This is a genomic window from Martelella mangrovi (assembly GCF_040545495.1).
GTDB lineage: Bacteria > Pseudomonadota > Alphaproteobacteria > Rhizobiales > Rhizobiaceae > Martelella > Martelella mangrovi.
Genome location: NZ_JBEPLY010000024.1, coordinates 1 through 7303, shown reverse-complemented (window position 1 = coordinate 7303; position 7303 = coordinate 1). Strand labels below are relative to the sequence as shown.

Sequence of the window (7303 nt, the reverse complement as noted above, 5' to 3'; positions counted from 1 at the left end):
CAATGGTCGCTGCCATCAGAAAGCTCATAACAATCCTCAACGCCATCGCAAAAACAGACCCTGCTTTCAAAACATAAAACCACGGTTGCTTGACCCGAGGATCCACTCGCAGTCCATCGTCACCGGAATTGCAGTTTAAAAATTAAATAAATCAAATTGTTATGAGACATATATTTAATTTATGCATCAACGTCTCTGGCTCCTCGGGACTAGCCCGAGGATGGCCCCCGCAAAATGGACAGGTTCGTCCGCAGCTCTGAGAGCGCCGCGACTGTAACGCCTTTCTGTTTTACGTAGCCGCTTCCAGAATATCGTCCTTTGCCTTGTCGAAGTCGGTGCGCACCAGACCGGTCAGAAGGCGCGGCAAAGCCTTCCTGCTGCCGGCAAGGGCGGACAGGCTTTTACCGTCCCCGGTGAGGCCGAGGCTTTCGGCAGCCTTGGCCGCGCGGGCATCGCAGAAGGGGTAGTGCTCCTCCCAGGCGATCTGAACCTCGCGGAAGAAGATATCCGCGCCGGTCTCGCCAATGCCCTTGAAGGCCTTCAGGCGTTTGCGTTGTTCGCCCGGATCACGACCGGCCTTGTCCCTCAGCCGGCGCAGGTCGCCGCCGTATTCGTCTTTGAGCAGATCGAGCGTGTCGGCAAGATAACGCGCCGTGCTTTCGTCATAGCGGGCATAGCCGTTTTCATTCAGCACCTTCACGCGCTCCTCCCAGGATGTGGCCGCCATCTTTTCCGGTGTCGTCCAGCCGGCGTCGAAAAGCGCCTTCGCGGCCTCCTGCGCCTTGTCGGCGCTGATCCGCGCACTCATCAAAAGTGCGCAGACGAGCCACTGAAACAGAGGCGCCGGCGTGTTCTTCGCCACATCGATATGGAGCATTTCCGCATAGCTTTCGGGGTAGCGTTCCAGAACGGCCTTCACGATCGCCTTCTCGCTCGCCTTCGCTGTCATGGTTCACGCTCCTTCGGTCATTGATGGCTGATGCGGCGTCATCCCGCGCTTTTCCGTCAAACACCTGCGAAAGCCGGATGTTCCGGGGGCAGAGTTGCATCCGACCTTAGAAATGCTCTAGGTGTCGTCAAGGCGCATTGTCTGGACGGGAGGAACCCTTGTCGCTGTTTTCCGCATTCGCGGTCTATTTCGTCATCTGGTGGGTGACATTGTTTGCTGTTCTGCCCTTCGGGCTGCGCACCCAGGATGAGGAGGGCGATGTCGTGCCCGGCACCACGGCAAGCGCGCCGCATCGCTTTCGTCCCTGGCGGGTGATCTTCTGGACCTCGCTGGTGGCAGCGCTCGTCTTCGCCGCCTGGTATCTGGTCGTGATCGTCGCGGGCTACGGGCTGGAGGACCTTTCGGCGCTTTTCTGGACGTCCTGATCCAGCCCCGTTCAGGGTGAAGCGAAACGTGTTCTAGAACCGCATGCGCAGGAAGGCGCTGCCGAGGCCGTAATCGTAATCCCTGGTGCCGCTGTCGCCGGTCGAGCGGCCATATTCGAAACGCGCGCCGAGCTCGAGATCGGTCAGCAGGAACTTGATGCTGGTCTCAAGCCCGCCGTAATAGGCACCGCTGTCGATGTCGTCCGGGGCGAGGCGGGAATTGTTCTCGACCGTCACATCGCCATAGACCTGCCGGTAGCCGGCATAGGGCGAAAGCGTCACCAGGCCGAGATTGCCCTTTGCCGCGACATAGGCGCCGATCGAGTTCAACTGCGTGTCGGTCTTGCCGCCGCCGGTGCGGGTCTCGATTTCCTGCGTGGTGCCGCCGAGCGATGTAAACCCGGTCACCCCGGCGCAAAGATTGACCGGTCCCTTGCTGCAGACGCCCAACCGGCCGTCAATGCCCCAGTAGCTGTCGGCGATCAGGTCATCCAGCGCATCCTCGTTCATATGCAGCATGAAGGCCGCGGGCCCGCCGGAAAGATCGAGGAAGAAGGCATCGGAGAGGTCGGCAGCATGTGCGGATACCGGCATTGCGGCGACGCCGGCCAGCACTGCCGTGGCGGCCATCGATGTAAACTGGTTGCGGGGCACGGCCGGTCCTGTCCTTTTACGCGAAGTCGTCGGGCCGTTTTCCGGTAAATGGTTGAAGGGGTCAACGCGGCGTGGGCAAAGCCTCGTTTCGTGGCAAAGAAAGTATTAATCCGGAAAAGATGCAGCCGTTGCCAAAACTGCAAAAAAAAACAAGGCCTGAGGCCTTGTTTTCAAGTATCGCGTGATCCGTTCCGTTTCCGGGGCTGCGACAAGCGCGCCAGGATCGATCCTCCCAAGACTTGACCGCGAAGAAAAGGCAAGAATTTAAGCTCCCTGCCTGTTTTATGGGCTTAACCTAGCCCAATGATTGGGCTTTGTCATCCCTTATTTTGCAATTTTGCGACAGTCGGAAGAGTTTTTAAGTTTGACAAACACTTTACTGTGTTCTGCAACGTTTCAATTGCTTGACATTTGTCATCTCCCTTTGTTGCGGCCCTGATGGGCGGTCTGCTGCCCGCCTGTTTCGCGGCTTTAATTCTGTTGCGGAAGCCGCTAAAAGGGCCGGAATAAAACCAGTATGCAATCGATTCCCGGCCCGCCGGGATGGCGACAAGGAAGTAGTCTCAGATGCGTCTTTCCCGTTATTTCCTGCCGATCCTGAAGGAAACGCCCAAGGAAGCAGAGATTGTCTCGCACCGTTTCATGCTGCGCGCCGGCATGATCCGTCAGCACGGGCAGGGCATCTATTCCTGGCTGCCGCTGGGAAAGCGTGTGCTGGACAAGGTCAATCGCATCATTCGTGAGGAACAGGACCGTTCCGGCGCGGTGGAACTGCTGATGCCGACCATGCAGTCGGCCGATCTGTGGATCGAAAGCGGACGCTACGAGGCCTATGGCAAGGAGATGCTGCGGATCACCGATCGGCAGGACCGCGCCATGCTGTTCGGCCCCACCAACGAGGAAATGATCACCGAGATCTTCCGTTCCTCCGTCAAGTCCTACAAGCAGCTGCCGCTCAATCTCTACCATATCCAGTGGAAGTTCCGCGACGAGATCCGTCCGCGCTTCGGCACGATGCGCTCGCGCGAATTCATGATGAAGGATGCCTATTCCTTCGACCTGACGCTGGAAGGGGCCGAACATTCCTATCGCAAGATGTTTGCGGCCTACCTGCGCACCTTTGACCGGCTGGGCCTGCGCGCGATCCCGATGCGCGCCGATACCGGCCCGATCGGCGGCAATCTCAGCCATGAATTCATCATTCTGGCCGAAACCGGCGAATCCGAAGTGTTCTGCCATCGTGATTTCGTCAATTTCGATATTCCCGCCGCGGATCTCGATTTTGACAATGTCGAAACGCTGAAAGGCATTTTCGATCAGTGGACCTCGCTTTATGCCGCCACCGACGAAATGCATGATGCGGGCATCTTCGAAGCGCTGCCGGAAGGCGAACGGCTTTCCGCGCGCGGTATCGAGGTCGGGCATATCTTCTATTTCGGTACCAAATATTCCGAGCCGATGAATGCTGTGGTGCAGGGCCCTGACGGCAAGGAACATCCTGTGCATATGGGTTCCTACGGCATCGGACCGACCCGCCTTGTTCCCGCCATCATCGAAGCTTCTCATGACGAAAACGGCATCATATGGCCGGATTCGGTCGCCCCCTTTGATGCGGTGATCATCAACATGAAGGTGTCGGATGAGGGATGCAGCGCCGTCAGCGAACGGCTTTATGAGGCGCTGGCGAATGCCGGTCTCGATGTCCTTTATGACGATACCGACGAACGTGCGGGCGCGAAATTCGCGACTGCCGATCTGATCGGTGTGCCGAGCCAGATCGTGGTCGGTCCGCGCGGTGTCGCGGCCGGCGAGGTCGAAATCAAGGATCGCAAGTCCGGCGCCCGCGAGACGATGTCGGTGGACGCCGCGATTGCCAGGCTGACAGCCGGGCGCTGAGGAGTAACGACAGATGGCCGCGGGCGAACCCGACCAGACAATGGATGCAGCAAGGGCAAAGCCTTTTTCCGTCTTCGAACGCATGGTGGCGTGGCGCTATTTGAGGTCGCGCCGCAAGGAAGCCTTCATCTCGGTGATTGCCGGTTTCTCCTTTCTCGGCATCATGCTCGGCGTTGCCACGCTGATCATCGTCATGGCGGTGATGAACGGTTTTCGCAGCGAACTGGTCAACCGTATCCTCGGCATCAACGGCCATATCGTGGTGCTGCCGGCCGGTGAGCCGTTTCCCGATTATGCCGCCCTGACTCAGCGCCTTGAGGGCGTTGACGGTGTGCGCCTTGCCTTTCCGCTTGTGGAAGGCCAGGCGCTGGTCTCCGGTGCGCAAGGTGCGGGCAGCGGCGCGCTGGTGCGCGGCGTGCGGCCCGATGACATGCTGAACCTCAGCACCGTCTCCGACAATATCATCGAAGGCGACATGGTCGGTTATACCAGTGGGGATGGCGTGCTGATCGGTTCCCGGATGGCGCAGTCGCTCGGGCTTTTTGCCGGCGACAAGATCACCATGATTTCGCCGGAAGGGGACGTGACCCCCTTTGGTGTCAATCCGCGCGTCAAGGCCTATACGATTTCCGGCATATTCGAGATCGGCATGTCGGAATATGATGCCTCGATCATCTTCATGCCGCTTGCCCAGGCCCAGGCCTATTTCAATGCCGGGGATACGGTGCAGAGCATCGAGGTGTTCGTCGATCATCCGGACGATGTCGATGCCGTGATCCCGAAGGTGCGCGAAGCCGCCAATGAGGATATCCTGATCTCCGACTGGCGGCAGAACAACCGCACCTTCTTCTCCGCGCTGGAAGTCGAGCGCAATGTGATGTTCATGATCCTGACGCTGATCGTGATCGTGGCTGCGCTCAACATCATCTCCGGGCTGATCATGCTGGTGAAGGACAAGGGACCGGATATCGCGATCCTCAGGACGATGGGCGCGACGTCGGGCGCTATCATGCGGATCTTCTTCATGACGGGGGCGGCGATCGGCATTGTCGGCACGCTTGCGGGCGTTTTCCTCGGGGTGGTCGTTTGTCTCAACATCGAGTCGATCCGCGAGTTCTTCTCCTGGGTGACCGGAACAGTGCTGTTCGATCCGCAGCTTTATTTCCTGTCCACGCTGCCGGCCGAAATGAGTTTCGGCGAGACAATGACCGTGGTCATCATGTCACTGACGCTTTCATTCATCGCGACGATCTTTCCGGCGTGGCGCGCCTCCCGTCTCGATCCGGTTCAGGCGCTACGCTACGAATAGCGGGAGAACAACTTGGCCAATCCGTCTCTGGAATTGAAGTCGATCGTGCATGAATACGGGCAGGGGGATTCTGTCCTTCAGATCCTGAAGGGCGCATCACTCACGCTCATGCCGGGTGAGATGGTGGCGCTGGTGGCGCCGTCGGGCACGGGCAAGTCGACATTGCTGCAGATTGCCGGGCTGCTCGAAAAGCCGACGTCGGGGGAGGTCTTCCTCAACGGCCGTGAAGCGACATCTCTGGACGATGATGCGCGCACCACCTTCCGGCGCAATGATGTCGGCTTCGTCTATCAGTTTCATCATCTGCTGCCGGAATTCACGGCACGTGAAAACATCATGCTGCCGCAGCTGATTGCCGGGCTCCCACCCCGCGAGGCCGGCGAACGCGCCGATCAGATGCTCGATTATCTCAAGATCGGCCACCGGGCAGAGCACCGTCCGGCAGAGCTTTCCGGTGGCGAGCAGCAACGTGTTGCCATCGGCCGAGCCGTTGCCAATGCGCCAAGCCTGCTGCTTGCCGATGAACCGACCGGCAATCTCGATCCCGGCACGGCCGGTTATGTGTTCGAGGCACTGGAAGCGCTCGTCCGCCAGTCCGGCCTTTCGGCCCTGATCGCGACACACAACCTCGAAATCGCCGAGCGGATGGACCGCCGCGTAACCCTGCAGGATGGCCTCGTCGTCGATCGCGACGTTCCGGCTGTTTCCGGGTGATCCGCATTCCCACCTGACGACTTGAAGTGACGGTTTGCCCTGCATCTTGCCGGGCAAGCCGTTCCTTTGCCTTTGGCCCGTCGACAGGCGCCTCAAGGCCTGAATATCCGACAAGAGCCTCCAGCCCGTCCGGGGTGACGTCAGCGGCAAGCTGCTGAACGTCACTGCATGGGATCTTCTGCATTATTTTTTGAATTTCGGGTTGCGAAATAGGAAAATAGTCCTAATATAGAAATGCAACCTGAGATGGAATTTATAGACATGCAGAATCCAAAGAGTGTTCTCCTCATCGTTAAGTAAAGTTTATATGACGCTTATCGTTCCATTTAAAAACATGTAATTGAAATTTGCATGTTTTTCTAACTTTGTTTAATTGTATTTCTGATTTTTGTTTTTAAATAAATAATATTTATCCAATTTAATATTCAAGTTATACAAGTAAATAAAAAATATTATTTGTGTTTACTTATACGATGTCGAATATATAATTGTATATATTGGGAATGCTCGCTGTGATTGGTGAGGTCTTTCGACAAGAGAGGGTTTGATATGGGGCAAAGCGGGAATGACAATGATGGCCGGAAATCGTCGGGACGTTCGGAGGAGGAGCGTGCCGCCTGGAACCGCTACATGCGGAACTTCCGGCGCAGTTTCAAGGATCGCGGGCTGACCAGCCTGTCGACGGTGATTACCACTGAACATTCTGAATTTATTGAGCGTTTTGGACGTGAAAACGCATGCCAATCGAAAAGGGAGGCGCTGATGATGATCATCGATGATGTCAAGAAGCGCTTCGAATCCGAAAACGATGATGATGAAGACTGACGTGGAATTGGTCTTGCAATCGATATCGGCTCCGACAGAGAACAAACGGCGTTGATGTCAAAGAAGCGGCAATTTAATCAACCATAGGTGGTTTTTCGGGGCGATTTCGTATTCGCCCCGTTCCGTTTATGCAGCGGACTTCTGACATGTTGCCGCCATCGTGACCCGGTTCCGCGCATTCTTTCTGAAACGCTTCAGGACAGCCTGCAATCATCATCTGCGCCGGTCTGCAGGATCTCATCCATATAGTGCAGGGACGTGCCGCGATGCTGCGGTATGTCTATTGAAAAAAACGACGGGAAAGCGTGTTGCATCCGGCCGCCGGCTCGCCTAAGAGGACCGAGCCGGTTTCTGATCGGTTCCAGGCGCGTGTGGCGGAATTGGTAGACGCAGCAGGTTTAGGTCCTGCCGCCGCAAGGTGTGGGGGTTCGAGTCCCTCCACGCGCACCAAAAATTGATCGACTGGAATTTGTTATCTAGTTGATATTATTTCAATAATATTATCTATGCCTTGACGGGATTGCTGAAATC

General features: G+C 56.9%; 7 protein-coding genes and 1 tRNA gene. 6 read left to right on the top strand and 2 right to left on the bottom strand.

What is annotated here, in order from left to right:
* Window positions 1-289: 289 nt before the first annotated feature.
* Entirely contained in the window at window positions 290-949 is a 660-nt protein-coding gene (locus ABID12_RS20640; RefSeq protein ID WP_354435937.1) for an HhH-GDP family DNA glycosylase, read from the bottom strand.
* 158 nt (window positions 950-1107) lie between these two features.
* On the opposite strand from ABID12_RS20640, the gene ABID12_RS20635 reads away from it, so the two are divergent.
* Entirely contained in the window at window positions 1108-1374 is a 267-nt protein-coding gene (locus tag ABID12_RS20635; protein WP_106301184.1) for a DUF1467 family protein, read from the top strand.
* Window positions 1375-1407: 33 nt separating this feature from the next.
* Here ABID12_RS20635 and ABID12_RS20630 read toward each other — a convergent pair whose 3' ends face one another.
* Window positions 1408-2028, bottom strand: coding sequence for a hypothetical protein (locus ABID12_RS20630; protein WP_354435936.1), 621 nt, complete (start codon window positions 2026-2028; stop codon window positions 1408-1410).
* Between the two features lie 567 nt (window positions 2029-2595).
* On the opposite strand from ABID12_RS20630, the gene proS reads away from it, so the two are divergent.
* The 5 genes from proS (at window position 2596) to ABID12_RS20605 (ending at window position 7222) form a co-directional block, all read left to right on the top strand.
* On the top strand, window positions 2596-3924 hold the full coding sequence (gene proS, locus ABID12_RS20625; RefSeq protein ID WP_354435935.1) for a proline--tRNA ligase: 1329 nt from the start codon (window positions 2596-2598) through the stop codon (window positions 3922-3924).
* Window positions 3925-3937: 13 nt separating this feature from the next.
* Window positions 3938-5233 carry a lipoprotein-releasing ABC transporter permease subunit gene (locus tag ABID12_RS20620; protein ID WP_106301177.1) on the top strand — a complete coding sequence of 432 codons (1296 nt, stop codon included), beginning with the start codon at window positions 3938-3940 and terminating at the stop codon, window positions 5231-5233.
* A 12-nt stretch (window positions 5234-5245) separates the two neighbouring features.
* Window positions 5246-5947 (top strand): ABC transporter ATP-binding protein, encoded by a 702-nt coding sequence (locus ABID12_RS20615; RefSeq protein WP_354435934.1) that lies wholly within the window; start codon window positions 5246-5248, stop codon window positions 5945-5947.
* A 516-nt stretch (window positions 5948-6463) separates the two neighbouring features.
* Window positions 6464-6772, top strand: a complete 309-nt coding sequence (locus ABID12_RS20610) for a hypothetical protein (RefSeq protein ID WP_354435933.1) — start codon at window positions 6464-6466, stop codon at window positions 6770-6772.
* A gap of 365 nt (window positions 6773-7137) precedes the next feature.
* Window positions 7138-7222 (top strand) — tRNA-Leu (locus ABID12_RS20605).
* The last annotated feature ends 81 nt before the right edge of the window (window positions 7223-7303 follow it).